Source organism: Streptomyces sp. NPDC051243, assembly GCF_044455405.1.
Lineage (GTDB): Bacteria > Actinomycetota > Actinomycetes > Streptomycetales > Streptomycetaceae > Streptomyces.
The window spans coordinates 682,578-695,545 of the sequence record NZ_JBITES010000001.1 but is presented as its reverse complement, the minus strand read 5'-3'; the positions used below and the strand labels follow the sequence as shown (position 1 = coordinate 695,545).

Annotated in this window: 10 protein-coding genes and 1 pseudogene; 6 read left to right on the top strand and 5 right to left on the bottom strand. The window is 70.1% G+C overall.

Annotated elements, in window-relative coordinates; translation table 11 throughout:
* The first annotated feature begins 63 nt into the window (after positions 1–63).
* From ACIBAG_RS03040 to ACIBAG_RS03020, 5 genes are all read left to right on the top strand, one after another.
* A complete protein-coding gene (locus tag ACIBAG_RS03040) occupies positions 64–1,524 on the top strand; it encodes a cytochrome P450 (RefSeq protein WP_399100275.1) in 1,461 nt (486 codons plus the stop codon).
* 191 nt (positions 1,525–1,715) lie between these two features.
* On the top strand, positions 1,716–3,194 hold the full coding sequence (locus tag ACIBAG_RS03035; RefSeq protein ID WP_399100569.1) for an MFS transporter: 1,479 nt from the start codon (positions 1,716–1,718) through the stop codon (positions 3,192–3,194).
* 53 nt (positions 3,195–3,247) lie between these two features.
* On the top strand, positions 3,248–4,441 hold the full coding sequence (locus tag ACIBAG_RS03030; protein ID WP_399100273.1) for an esterase-like activity of phytase family protein: 1,194 nt from the start codon (positions 3,248–3,250) through the stop codon (positions 4,439–4,441).
* Between the two features lie 604 nt (positions 4,442–5,045).
* Positions 5,046–5,237 (top strand): putative ATP-grasp-modified RiPP, encoded by a 192-nt coding sequence (gene tgmA / locus ACIBAG_RS03025; RefSeq protein ID WP_399100270.1) that lies wholly within the window; start codon positions 5,046–5,048, stop codon positions 5,235–5,237.
* Between the two features lie 14 nt (positions 5,238–5,251).
* The gene (locus ACIBAG_RS03020) at positions 5,252–6,196 is read left to right on the top strand and encodes an MvdC/MvdD family ATP grasp protein (RefSeq protein ID WP_399100268.1); all 945 of its coding nucleotides are present in this window, start codon (positions 5,252–5,254) and stop codon (positions 6,194–6,196) included.
* Positions 6,197–6,367: 171 nt separating this feature from the next.
* Here ACIBAG_RS03020 and ACIBAG_RS03015 read toward each other — a convergent pair whose 3' ends face one another.
* From ACIBAG_RS03015 to ACIBAG_RS03000, 4 genes are read right to left on the bottom strand one after another with little or no spacing between them, the layout of a single operon-like run.
* A complete protein-coding gene (locus ACIBAG_RS03015) occupies positions 6,368–7,234 on the bottom strand; it encodes a sugar phosphate isomerase/epimerase family protein (protein ID WP_399100266.1) in 867 nt (288 codons plus the stop codon).
* A complete protein-coding gene (locus ACIBAG_RS03010; protein WP_399100264.1) occupies positions 7,231–8,247 on the bottom strand; it encodes a Gfo/Idh/MocA family oxidoreductase in 1,017 nt (338 codons plus the stop codon). The genes ACIBAG_RS03015 and ACIBAG_RS03010 overlap by 4 nt, the downstream gene beginning before the upstream one ends.
* Before the next feature lie 14 nt (positions 8,248–8,261).
* Entirely contained in the window at positions 8,262–9,686 is a 1,425-nt protein-coding gene (locus ACIBAG_RS03005; RefSeq protein ID WP_399100262.1) for a sugar porter family MFS transporter, read from the bottom strand.
* A gap of 11 nt (positions 9,687–9,697) precedes the next feature.
* Positions 9,698–10,657, bottom strand: a complete 960-nt coding sequence (locus tag ACIBAG_RS03000; protein WP_399100259.1) for a TIM barrel protein — start codon at positions 10,655–10,657, stop codon at positions 9,698–9,700.
* 222 nt (positions 10,658–10,879) lie between these two features.
* Between ACIBAG_RS03000 and ACIBAG_RS02995 the strand changes: the two genes are divergently transcribed.
* Positions 10,880–11,884 carry a LacI family DNA-binding transcriptional regulator gene (locus ACIBAG_RS02995; RefSeq protein ID WP_399100567.1) on the top strand — a complete coding sequence of 335 codons (1,005 nt, stop codon included), beginning with the start codon at positions 10,880–10,882 and terminating at the stop codon, positions 11,882–11,884.
* Between the two features lie 68 nt (positions 11,885–11,952).
* Here ACIBAG_RS02995 and ACIBAG_RS02990 read toward each other — a convergent pair.
* Positions 11,953–12,879 (bottom strand): annotated as a pseudogene (locus tag ACIBAG_RS02990) (substrate-binding domain-containing protein).
* Positions 12,880–12,968 lie beyond the last annotated feature (89 nt).

Genomic DNA, 12,968 nt, shown 5'->3' with positions numbered 1-12,968 from the left:
ACGTTGTCGGCTACTGACTGGTAGTGCACCGGTGCGGGGAGTGTCGGAGGGGGCGACGGGCAGATGGAGTCCGAGGTCGGTGGAAGCGGATCCCTGGGCGTCGACGGCGCCAGGCTCGAGGAGTTGGCTCCCCAGCCCTTGCTGACCCGCGACTACGAGACGCGTCCCTCGCTCGTGTACGAGCGGCTGAGGCAGCAGCACGGACCCGTCGCCCCGGTCGATCTGCTCGGCGTGCCGGCCTGGCTGGTGCTCGGCTACCGGGAGGCGCTGGAGGTACTCCAGGACGACGACGGCTGGCCGAAGGGCCTGGAGAACTGGCGGGCCCGCTCGGCGGGCGAAGTGCCCGCCGACTGGCCGCTCGGGCCGTCCCTGGAGGTCAACCACGTGCTGATCCAGGGCGGTCCCGGGTACCAGCCGCTCCGGAGGGCGTGGGACGCGGCGCTCAAGCCGTTCCAGGACCCGGTGCATCCCCAGGCGAAGCGGCTGAAGGCCGCCGTCACCGCCTACGCCGACGAACTGATCACCCTCATCGGGCAGGGCGGCGGCACGGGCGTGGCGGACCTGTCCGCACAGTTCTCCCGCCCGCTGCCGCTGATGGTGGCCAGTCATCTGCTCGGCTTCCCCGGCTCGCAGGGCGACGACGCGCTGATGGACATGTGGCGGGTCCTGGACGCGGGACCGGACGCGGAGCCCGCCCTGGAGCGGCTCCTCGCGACGCTCGCCGAACTGGCCGCCGTGAAGCTGAAGGAGCCGGGGGACGACTTCCCCTCGTATCTGCTGGCCGCGCATCCCGGGCTCTCGCTCGACGAACTGGCCCGTGAGCTGTTCATGCTGCTCGGCATGACCTCCGACCACGTCGGCATCCTGATGTCCAACACCGTGGTCGAGGTCGTCTCCGGCGACGGCGGAGTCCGCGCCAGCCTGTCCGCCGGGATGATCCGGGAGACCATGAACCGGGTCGTCATGCGCAAGCCGCCGCTGGTGAACTTCGTGCCGCGCTTCGCCGCCGAGGACACCCCGCTCGGCAACTACACGATCCGGGCGGGCGACCCGGTGTGGGTCTCCTCCGCCGCCGCGCACGCCGACCCGCTCTTCGCCGACCACGTCGCGCCGAACAGCACGATCAGCACCCGGGCCCACCTGTCCTGGGGCGCGGGCCGCCGCCAGTGCCCGGCACGCGAGCTCGCCTCCACGGTCGCGGCGGTCGGCGTGGGCCGGCTCTTCGAGCGGTTCGCCCATCTCGACCTCGCCCTCCCGGCCGACCAACTGCCCTGGCGTTCCTCACCGTTCATGCGCGGACTGCGCTCACTGCCCGTCCGGTACGAACTCGCCCCGGTGCCCGCGCAGCCCATGGCGGCCGGGCGGTCAACGGCACCGCAGCGGGCGTCCGCAGGGCGGGCGGCCGAGGACACGGCCGCCGAGCCGGCACCGGAGGCGACCGCGCCGGTGCTGCCGGACCAGGCCGGCCGGCAGCGCTCGTCGCTGTGGCGCTATCTCACCGGCCTGATCCGCACCGGCCGCTGACCTGGGGCGCCGTAGCCGGCCCGGTGATCGACTGGATGGCCGTACGGCTGCGGCGTACGGTCGAATGGTGGCGGGAACCCGAACCGACCACCCGCCGCCGATGGCGCGAAGCCATGAGCAATCCGGAGCCGACCCCCGAAGCACGGACCACCCCGCAGGAGACGGAGCGGGGCGAGGGCCGTGGCAGCGGTATGGCGCTGCTGGTCATCGCGTCCTGTCAGCTGATGGTGGTGCTCGACATCACCATCGTGAACATCGCCCTCCCGGACATCCAGCGCTCGCTCGACTTCTCCACGACCAGCCTGTCCTGGGTGATCAACGCCTACACGCTCACCTTCGGCGGCCTGCTGCTGCTCGGCGGCAGAATGGGCGACATCCTCGGCAGACGGCGCGTCTTCATCTTCGGCGTGCTGCTCTTCGTCCTGGCCTCGCTGCTCGGCGGAATGGCCCAGAACTCGTGGCAACTCCTCGCCGCACGCGCCCTCCAGGGTGTCGGCGGCGCCATCGCGTCCCCGACCTCGCTCGCCCTCATCAGTACGACCTTCCGTGAAGGGCCCGAACGCAACCGGGCCTTCGGCGTCTTCGCCGCGGTGTCGGCGGGCGGCGGCGCGATCGGGCTGCTGGCCGGCGGCATCCTCGTCGAGTGGCTCAACTGGCGCTGGGTGCTGTTCGTCAACGTGCCCATCGGGCTGCTCATCGCGCTCGCCACGCCGCGCTACATCCGGGAGTCCGAGCGCCACCCCGGGCACTTCGACATAGCGGGCGCGCTGACCTCCACCGTCGGCATGGTGCTGCTGGTGTACGGGTTCATCCGGGCCGCGCAGGACGGCTGGCGGGACGGGCTCACCCTGGCCGCGTTCGCCGGGGCCGTGGTCTTCCTGCTGTTGTTCGTCTTCATCGAGCGGCGCTCCCGGCAGCCGATCACGCCCCTGCACATGTTCGCGGACCGCAACCGCGCGGGCACCTACGGCATGATGCTGAGTCTCGCCGCCGCGATCTTCGGCATGTTCTTCTTCCTCACCCTCTTCGTGCAGAACGTGCTGGACTTCAGCCCGATCCAGGCCGGACTGGCCTTCCTCCCGGTGAGCGCCGTCATCGCGGTGGGCGCCGGGCTCGCCTCCCAACTCCTGCCGAGGTACGGGCCGAAGCCCTTCATGGTCACGGGCGCGATCCTGGCCGCCGCCGGCCTTGCCTGGCTGACCCTGACCGATGTCCACTCCACCTACGCGGGCAGCATTCTCGGCCCGATCCTCGTCTTCAGCATGGGCATGGGCATGGAGTTCGTGTCCCTGACCCTGATGGCGCTGTCCAATGTGCGGACCCATGAGACGGGTGCCGCCTCCGGACTCCTCAACGCGACCCAGCAGGTCGGCGGCTCCCTCGGACTGTCCATCCTGGTCACGATGTTCGGCACGGCCAGCAACAACGAGATGGACAAGCAGATGTCTGCCTTCCGGGCCGACGCCACCCCAGCGGAGCGGCTGAGCTTCCAGCGCACCGGCCAGCTCCCGCCACCTTGGGGCGACGAGGTCCTCACCGCCGGCGTCTCCGCCGCCTTCATCATGGCCGCGATCTTCACCGCGATCGCCGCGGTGATCGCCCTCCTCGTGATCCAGGTCCGCCCCTCCGACCTGGAACGGCTCCAGGGCGGAGGAATGCCGACGCCCTGACTGGACGCCTGTCGTTGGCACACCCGTCACTCCGCGCTCTTACTGTGCGCGCCATGAGAAGAATCACGATCATGGTCAGCGCCGCGGTGCTGACCGCCGGCCTCGCGTCCCCCGCCGTGGCCGACCAGGGGACACCGGACTTCGGCCGGGCCACCCTGACCGGTTTCGCGTCCCTGCCCGCCGAGACGTTCGTGCCGGGCAGCGAGCCGTCCGGCTCCGCCATCGGCGCGGGACCCTTCAACGGGATAGCGGCACCCTTCGCCCACCAGCCCGTCCAGGGCTTCAGCGGCGTCGTGAACCGGCGCGACGGCACCTTCGACGCGCTCTCGGACAACGGGTACGGCAACAAGGCCAACAGCGCCGACTTCCTGCTCCGCGTCCACCGCATCAAGCCCGACACGCGGACCGGAAAGGTCACCGTGCTCGGCGGGTTCAACCTCAGCGACCCCGACCGCCATGTGCCGTTTCCGCTCACGCGGGCCGACCGGGTGCTCACCGGCGCCGACTTCGACGTCGAGTCGATCCAGCGGATGCCGGACGGCACGTACTGGATCGGTGACGAGTTCGGCCCCTGGCTGCTGCACTTCTCCGCCAAGGGCCGCCTCCTGGAGGCGCCCATCGCGCTCGACGGGGTGAAGGCGCCGGAGAACCCGTACCTGAACGGTGCGCAGCCGAACATCGGCAGCAGCAAGGGCTTCGAGGGCCTGGTCCGCTCCGTGGACGGCCGACACCTCTATCCGCTCCTCGAGGGCACGGTGACCGGCGACACGCCCGGCGACCTGCGGTTCAGCGAGTTCGACCTGTGCGAGCGCGCCTACACCGGGAAGCGCTTCGTCTACCGTCTGGAGTCGACATCGAACGCCATCGGCGACGCCATCGCCGTCGACCGGCACCGCTTCCTGGTCATCGAGCGCGACGGCGGGCAGGGCGACACGGCCAGGTTCAAGCGCATCTACCTGGCCGACACCCGCGACCGCAACGGCGACGGCCTGATGGACAAGACCCTGGTCGCCGACCTCCTCGACATCGCCAACCCCAAGGGGCTCGGCGGCTTCGGGGAGACGTTCCGGTTCCCGTTCCAGACGATCGAGGACGTGAACCTCGTCGACGACCGGACGCTGGCGGTCCTGAACGACAACAACTTCCCCTTCTCCTCCGGCCGTACGGCGGGCAAGGCGGACGACAACGAGTTCATCACCATCCGGCTCTCGGCCCCGCTGCACGCGGACAAGCGCGCGTTCCGCTGATGGTGTCCCGTGGCCGGACCGGTCGACACGGGCGACCGGCCCGGCCACGCGGATCTGCCATGCTCACGCGAGAACGGCGGATCCCGTGATCGGCCCGCGGACCCAGCCGACGCGGACGCCCAGCGCCTGACCACCGCCCTGTGGACCGCCGCGGAGCGGCTGAGGAACACGGCGTACGCACCGGGCCTGCAACATCAACCGATCATCCCCTGGCGACAGTTGCGCCCAGTACGGCGCCACGCCGGGGATGCAGGTCCTCGGAGTGGCCCTCGATCTCGGGGACGGCCGCGACGTGTCGTGCGGACCGACCGCTCGCATGCCGCTGGAGCACTTCTGTCGTCGAGGCGGATATCGGCGTCGACGCTCCGGAGGACGACGAGACGCGCGCCTGACCAGTGCGCTCCTTGTGACTCCAGAGTGACTTCAGAGACTCCTGTGACAAATGTGACGCCTCATTCGGTGAGTAATCAGTGAGGAAGGCCTGCGCGACTCGTGCAGTTGATGTGACGGCCTTCACGCCGATGTGGCAGTAAGTAGTGAATTCCTTACGCAAGGAACGCGTAAGTGACGTCAAGGCACGCAGTACACGACCCGGAGGTTTCGAGTGCGACCGTTCACCCTCAACTACGCCTCTCCCAGGGGACTTGCCGACGCGGTGACGCCCTATCACTTCGACCCGGCCCGCCAGCTGAACGTGCTCCCCGACGGCCGCCCCGCCGTCAGTGACCCGGACCTCCTGCTCGCCGTCGGCACGACGACGTCCACCGCCGGGTCCGCGACCCACTTCGACGACTGACGATCCGGCCGCGAATGACCGTACTGATCCTCACGTCCGAAGAGGACGTGACAGCCGACATGGTGGTGGCCGAACTGCACGGCATGGGCACGCCCGTGCTGCGACTGGATCCCGCCGACCTGCCCGGCAAGGCCGTGCTGTCCGCCGACTACGCGCACGGCGACTTCGACGGCCACCTGTCGGTCAACGGGCATGTGCTCAGCATGAGCGGGCTGCGCTCCGTCTGGGTGCGCAGGCCCGGCGAGCCCGCCGCGCACGCCGCACATCCCTCACCGTGGCTGACCGCCGAGACCCGGCAGGCGCTCTACGGGATGCTGCACTCGGCCAGCGCACGGTGGATGAACCACCCGCGCAACGCCGACCAGGCCCGCCTGAAGCCCTGGCAGTTGAGGGTCGCCCACCTCAGCGGCTTCGCCGTGCCGCCGACGGTGTTCACCACGGCGCCCAGGCTGGCGCGGGAGTTCGCCGAGGAGTACCGGGACGTGGTGGTGAAATCCGCCTCGGGGCCGCCGCCCGACGACCCGTCGCTGGCGTTGCCCACCACACTCGTCGGCCCCGACGCCGACTTCTCGGCCGTCGCGGCCGGGCCCGCGCTGCTCCAGCGGTACGTGCCCAAGCGCGCCGACATCCGGCTGACCAGCGTCGGCACCCGGCTGTTCGCCGCGCGCAAGACCGCCGAACCGGGCCAGGTCGACGGCCGCTACGGCGACACCGGGCACACCTGGGTGCCGGTCCCGGTCCCCGACCGCATCGGCAAGTCGGTGCACGAGTACGTCACTCTGGCCGGACTGGCGTACGCGGCCTTCGACTTCGCCGAGGACGAGGACGGCATCTGGTGGTTCCTGGAGTGCAACCAGGGCGGCCAGTTCGGCTTCGTCGAGCTGGAGAGCGGGCAGCCCATCGCGGAGACGGTCGCCCTGTGGCTGGCACAGCGCAGGGCGGACCGCCGCGGCGGCTGAGCCGGTCGCCGGGGGCCCGGCGACACGCCCCGGGCCGGCCGGCTGGACCAACTGCTACAGCCTGATCGGGCCCCGCGAAGCCCGTCCACACCCCCTTCCTCAGCGGCCCGAGCGCACTGCCGCTCGCGCTCGAGGCCGCCTGAACCTCCGTACCGCTGACCTCGGTACCGCTTACGCGGCGAGTTCCTTGCGGATGCGGTCCAGCATGAACGCCGAGGACTCCTCGGCCCGCTCCTCCCAGGCGAAGACGCAGGCCGTGGCGACGCCGTCGAAGTTCAGCTCGCGCAGCGTGCCGAAGAAGGCCTCCCAGTCGACCTCCCCCTGGCCGATGTCCAGGTGCTGGTGGATACGGGCCGGGGTGCCGGGCGGGTTGAGGATGTAGCGCAGACCGGACGAACCCTTGTGGTTGAAGGAGTCCGCGATGTGCACGTGCTGGAGCTTGTCACCGGCGTAGCGCATCATCGCCGCGATGTCGGCCGTCGGATCCGACCCGGACAGGTGGAAGGAGTGCGGGGCGCAGTACAGGTAGTTCACCCACGGCTTGTTGATCGCGCGGACCAGGTCGACGGCGGGGGTGTTCTCCTCGCAGAAGTCGTCCGGGTGCGCCTCCACGTTCAGAGCGATGCCTTCACGCTCGAAGACCGGGAGCAGTTCCTCCAGCGAGCGCCAGAACGCCGCCTCGCTCTCGGCGGCGCGCTCGGGGCGGCCGTTGAACTCCGAGTTCATCAGCGGGCATCCCAGCTCGACGGTGATCTCGATCATCCGCTTCCAGTAGCGGACGGCCGCCTGCCGCTCCGTCTCGTCCGGCGAGGACCACTTGTACAGCGGCAGCACGGAGGACAGCCGGACGCCGTGCGCACGCAGCGCGTTCTTCAGCTCCTGCACCCGCTCGTCGTCCGCGCGCGGGTGCAGGAAGAACGGCATGAAGTCGTCGCGGGGCGACAACTCGATGTACTCGTAGCCGAGTTGGGCGACCGTGCGCACCATCTCGTCGATGGGCAGCGCGCGGAACATGTACGGGTCGAGGGCGATTTTCACGCGGCACCTCCGTAGAAGGCGGGGCGGGGCTTGAGGTCGGTGGCGACGACGCGGCCCGACTCCAGGGCCTCGACGGTCGCGGCGGTGATGACGGTGGCGGCGTAACCGTCCCAGGCGGACGGTCCCGTGGGCTCGTCACCGGCGGCGATGCCCGCGATCCACTCGCGGAACTCGGTGTCGAAGGCGTCCCGGAAGCGGCCCACCCAGTCCGTGAGCACCTCGGTGCTGTGCAGGGCGGCGGTACGCACACCGACCGCGGCCGGGTCGGGCAGCCGGGCGAGGCCCTCCTCGCCGACCGCCTCGCACTGGATGTCGTAGCCGTACTGGCAGTTGACGAAGACCTCCAGGTCGATACGGACGCCCTTGGCGGTCTCGAAGAGCATGATCTGTGGGTCCTTCAGGTGCGCGAACCGCTTGCTCGTGGCGCGCGGGGTGAGCACCTGGGTGGAGACGATCTCGTCGTCCAGCAGCCAGCGCAGCACGTCCACCTCGTGCACCGCCGTGTCGAGGGCGGCCATCGAGGAGGTGTACGACTCCGGGACGGTCGGGTTGCGGTGGGCGCAGTGCACGATCAGCGGCTCGCCGATCCGGCCGGAGTCGATGACCTGCTTCAGCTGCCGGTATCCGGCGTCGTAGCGGCGCATGAACCCGACCTGGACCAGGCGGCGGCCGTGTGCCGTCTCGGCCTCGACGATCCTCAGGCAGTCCTCGGCGGTGGTGGCCAGCGGCTTCTCGCAGAACACCGGCTTTCCGGCGGCGATCGCGTTCAGCACGTGCTCGGCATGGGTCGGTCCCCACGACGTCACGAGGACGGCGTCGACGTCGTCCGCGGCGACCACTGCCGCACCGCCGGGCAGCACTCGGGCGCCGACCGGTGTCGCCGCCTCCTCGGCGCGGGCGGCGTCGATGTCGGTGACGGCGGTGACACGGGCGCCGGTGACGGTTTCGGTCAGGCGCCGGATGTGCTCCTTGCCGATCCCGCCGGCGCCGATGACGCCTACACGTACGGTCATGGTTCAGTTCCTAACTAGGAGAAGCGCGCCCGGAGTTCGGCTTCGAGGGTTTCCAGTGAGCGGCCCTTCGTCTCGGGGACGCAGAGCTTCACGAAGGTGAGCGAGAAGAGGCCCGCCACCACGAACAGGAAGAACGTGTTGGAGATGCCGATGCCGGCGACCAGCGACGGGAAGACGAGCCCGATCGCGAAGTTGGTCAGCCACAGCACCACGGCCGCGACACCCATGCCGAAGCCGCGCATCCGCATCGGGAAGATCTCCGACAGCATCAGCCAGGTCACCGGCGAGATCGCGCCCTGCTGGAAGGCGAGGAAGGTGACGGTCATGGCGAGCACGGCAAAGGCACGGCTGTCACCGGCCGGAAGAACCAGGGAGAAGACGCCGATCAGCGACAGGGCGGCGGTCGTCCCGATCTGACCGGCCATCAGCATCGGACGGCGGTTGACCCGGCCGAGCAGCCAGATGCCGACGAACGTGGCCAGCACCGAGATCACGCCGTTGGCGATGTTCGCGGTCAGTGCGCTGTCGGAGGCGAAGCCGGCGTCGGTGAGGATCTGGGTGCCGTAGTACATGATCGTGTTGACGCCGGTGATCTGCTGCACGATGGCGATGCCGAATCCGACGAACATCAGCTTGCGGATCCACGGCGTGGCCTTGATGTCCTGCCAGCCGCCGAGCTTCTCCTGCTCCTCCTTGACGGCGAGCGCGGACACCTCGGCGAGCTCGGCCTCGGCACGCTGCTGGGACCTGACCTGCTTGAGCACCTCCAGCGCCTCACCGAAGCGGGTCCTGGAGGCGAGCCAGCGCGGGCTCTCCGGCATGACCAGCATGCCGAACCACAGCACCACGGCCGGGAGGGTGGCGATCACCAGCATCCAGCGCCACACCCCGCCGGACTCCCCGCCCACCTGGGCGATGATCGCGTTGGAGGTGAACGCCAGCAGCTGACCGCTGACGATCATCAGTTCATTACGGGTGACCAGCGCGCCGCGCCGCTCGGCGGGGGAGACCTCCGCGAGGTAGACCGGCACGGTCACCGAGGCGCCGCCCACCGCGAGGCCGAGCACGAACCTCGCCACGACCATGACGGCCGTCGTCGGCGCCAGCGTGCAGCCGAGCGCCCCGACGAAGAACAGCACCGCGAGGGCGAGGATCGTACGGCGCCGTCCGCGCGCGTCCGACAGCCGCCCGCCGCCGACGGCACCGAGCGCCGCGCCCAGCAGCAGTGAGCTGGTGACCATGCCCTCGGTGACCGCGGTCAGGCCGAGGTCGTCGGTCATATAGGGCAGGGCGCCGTTGATGACACCGGTGTCGTAGCCGAAGAGGAGTCCGCCGAACGTGGCGATCATGGTGATGAGCCGCAGCCGGCGGGACACCGCCGGCGGGGTGTCGTCCGTGACGGCCGCGGGGGTCTGTGTCGTGTCGTCGCTGACTGCCATGGGCCGCCTCCTCACCGGTCGTGAGTCGTCAGAGCCGGGCGCCGGGTCCCGGCCAGGCCGCAGCCCGCCAGGTGCTCACGCGTGCGTACGGCGATCGGCAGCGGCACCTCGGGTGCGCACGGATACAGGTCCTGCTCGACGATCACGAACAACTCGGCGTCCAGCTTGGCCAGTTCGGCCACCACATCGGCGGGCTTCGGTACGCCCGCCGGGGGCGAGAGACACACCCCGCGTCTGACGGCTTCGCCGAAGGAGAGGTTCTCGGCGGTCACCTGGGCGAGGATGTCGGGGTCCATCTGCTTGATGTGGACGTAGCCGACGCGCTCGCCGAAGCGGCGGATGAGGTCGAGGTTGTCGCCGCCGCCGTAGGCGACGTGGCCGGTGTCCAGGCAGAGGTTGGTGTAGCGGGGGTCGGATTCGTTGAGGAGTCGTTCGATCTCGGGCTGCGTCTGGATGTGGCTGTCGGCGTGCGGGTGGATGACCAGGCGTATGTCGTAGTCGTCGAGGAGCAGTTTGCCGAGGCGGTCGGCGGTCTTGCCGAAGCCGGCCCATTGCTCGGCGGTGAGCTCGGGGGGTTCGGTGTAGGCGCCGGTCTTCTCGTCGCGGTACATGGGTGGGATGAGGACGAGGTGGTGGGCGCCGGCGGCGGCGGTGAGGGTGGCCACCTGGCGGACGTGGGCGAGCATGTCGGCCCAGGCCTCGGGGCGGTGCAGGGCGCCGAAGGCGGTGCCGCCGGAGACCTGGAGGTTGCGGGAGGTCAGCTCCTCCTTGAGTTGCTGCGGGTCGGTGGGGAGGTAGCCGTACGGCCCCAGCTCGAGCCACTCGTAGCCTGCCGCGGCGAGTTCGTCGAGGAAGCGGGTGTGGGGGACCTGCTGGTCGTCCTCGGGGAACCAGACGCCCCAGGAGTCGGGGGCGGAGCCCAGGCAGAGGTTGCCCGCGGTGGTGCGGAGCGGGGTCGGCGCCGTTGCCATGACGAGTCCTTCGGGGAGGGGACGGTAGTCAGTGGACGAATATGCTGTCGCGCTCTACTAGAGCGCTCTAGTCCGAGTACGATGACGCTGGTCCAAATGTCATGTCAATAGCTTGTCGCGGGAAGTTTTCGGGACCCGGCCGGCGATTTCGAGTCCCGGCTAAGGTGAGCGGCGTCGAAAGTAGGAGCACAGGTGGACGGATCGGGCAGGCAGCGGCCCACGATGGCGGATGTCGCCGACAAGGCGGGCGTGTCCCGGGCGCTCGTCTCGATCGTCTTCCGCAACCAGCCGGGGGCGAGCCAGGAGACCCGCGAACGGGTCCTGCGCGTCGCCGACGAGATCGGCTACCGGCCCGACAGCGCCGCCCGGTTGCTCGCGCGTGGTCGCAGCCGCACCCTCGGCGTGATGTTCATCGTGCACCAGATCTTCCACACGGACCTGATCGAGGGCATCTATCCGGAGGCCGAACGGCTCGGCTACGACGTCCTGCTCTCCGGGACCACCCCGGGCCGCGGCGAGGCCAAGGCGATCGAGGCGCTGCTCAGTCACCGCTGCGAGGGGTTGATCCTGCTCGCCCCGGACGCGGAACCGGCCTACCTCGACGAGCTCGGACACCGGGCGGCGACCGTCTCGGTCGCCCGCCGCGCCCCGGGCGCCCATGTGGACTTCGTGCACAGTGCCGAGGGCAAGGGCGTACGGCAGGCCATGGACCACCTCGTGGAGCTGGGTCACCGCCGGATCGTGCACATCGACGGCGGTCGCGGCCCCGGCTCGGCCGAGCGGCGCCGCGCGTACCGGGCCGCGATGCGCCGGCACGGTCTGGAGTCCGAGGCGCGGGTCATCCCCGGCGCCCACACCGAGGAGTCGGGCATCGAGACGGGCCTGCTGCTCATCGCCGAGCGGGACCGGGGGCTGCCTCTGCCCACCGCCGTCCTCGCGGGCAACGACCGTTGTGCCCTGGGCCTGTTGATGTCCCTGACCCGCGCGGGCGTCGAGGTCCCGCGCGACATGTCGGTCGTCGGCTACGACGACAGCCACCTCTCCCACCTGATGCCGATCGGCCTGACGACGGTCCGTCAGGACGCGGTGCTGATGGCCCAGAGCGCGGTGCGGTTCGCCGTGGAGCGCCTGGAGAACCGGGAACTGGAGCCGCGCGAGGCCGTGTTGGACCCGAAGCTCGTCGTCCGGGGCACGAGCGGGCCGGCCCCCGAGGAGCCGGCCCGGTAGAGCGGGGAGGCGAGGCCGGCCGAGCCCCGTCGCGAACGCGGCCGGCCCCGCCCCGCCCGTTCCTGGGGTTACCGGGTTCCCTTGGCGGCGAATTCGGCGACGGCGTCGACGTTGTCCTTGGTGATGAAGGCGGGCCGGTCAGGACGGGGGAGGTGCCGCCGCCGCTGAAGTTGCCGTTGGTCTTGTACAGCCACAGGGAGTCGATGGAGAGGTAGCCCTGGAGGTAGGGCTGCTGGTCGACGGCGAACTCGACCTTGCCGTCCCGGACGGCGGTCAGGGCGAAGGGGGCGCCGAGGGTGACGACCTGGTCGATGGGGGAGTCCTGCTGGAGCTTGGCGGTGATGGTGGACTTCACGGAGGGCATGTCGGTGCCGTTGACGTAGAGGGTGTCGGTGGTGCCCTTGAAGCCTTTCTTCAGGCCTGCGCAGCGGGCTTCGAGGGCGATGTGGCCCTGTTCCTGGATGACGCACAGGGCGTGCTTGGCGCCGGTTTCGTTGAGCCGCTCACCGAGGCGGCATCGGCGATGTTCTCGTCCTGGCCGAAGTATTCGAGCATGCCGAGGTCCTTCCAGTCGTCGAGGCCGGCGTTGAAGCCGACGACCGGGATGCCGGCGGCGGTGGCCTTGGCGACGACGGCTTTCATGGCGGAGGGCTTGGCGGCGGTCAGCGCGATGCCGTCGACCTTCTGGTCGATGGTGTTCTGCACCAGATTGGCCTGGTTGCCGGCGCTGGGGTCGGAGGAGTAGACGAGCTTGACGTTGTCCTTGGCGGCGGCCGCCTCGGCCCCCTTGCGGATCAGGTCCCAGAAGGTGTCGCCGGGTGCCGCGTGGGTGATCATGGCCACCGTCATCCGGGGGTGGTGGCCTTGCCCGCCGACGCGTCCGCCGCGCCCTCCTCGGGCTTCTTGCCGCCGGAGCCGCTGGAGCAGCCGGTCGCGAACAGGGCGGCGGCCGGCACGGTGGCGGTCAGAGCGGCGGCTCGGTGGTGTCTGCGCATGTCCCATGCACCTCGCTGTGCTGATCAGGGCGGGTTCTCAGGTGGGGGAGGTTCACGGGTTCCGCCCGATGGATTCGGCTGGAGCGCGT